Below are 451 nucleotides of genomic sequence, written 5' to 3'. Positions count from 1 at the left end.
TCGTCGTCGACGACGACCAGGCCCTCTCCGAGATGATCGGCATCGTGCTCCGCTCCGAGGGGTACGAACCCGAGTTCAGCGCCGACGGCAACGACGCCGTCGACGCGTTCCACGCCACCAAGCCGGACCTCGTCCTGCTCGACGTCATGCTGCCCGGCATCGACGGCATCGAGGTGTGCAAGCGCATCCGTGCCGAGAGCGGCACGCCGATCATCATGCTCACCGCGAAGAGCGACACCGCCGACGTCGTCCTCGGGCTCGAGAACGGTGCCGACGACTACGTCGTGAAGCCCTTCAACCCGAAGGAGCTCGTCGCCCGCATCCGGACCCGCCTGCGGCCGAGCGCGTCCGACGCCACCGTGCTGCACGTCGGCGACGTCACGGTCGACGTCGCCGGGCACGAGGTGCGCCGCGGCGACACCGTGATCGCGCTCACGCCGCTCGAGTTCGA

1 protein-coding gene is annotated in these 451 nt (G+C 69.4%); it reads left to right on the top strand.

Annotated features, from left to right (window positions below; genetic code table 11):
- On the top strand, positions 1 to 451 hold a 451-nt coding region (locus BIU89_RS11935), incomplete at both ends, for a response regulator (protein WP_071246813.1).

This window comes from Curtobacterium sp. MCBA15_005 (assembly GCF_001864855.1).
Lineage (GTDB): Bacteria > Actinomycetota > Actinomycetes > Actinomycetales > Microbacteriaceae > Curtobacterium > Curtobacterium flaccumfaciens.
Note: the sequence above shows the minus strand (reverse complement) of the source record. Positions and strands in the feature narration are given on the sequence as shown.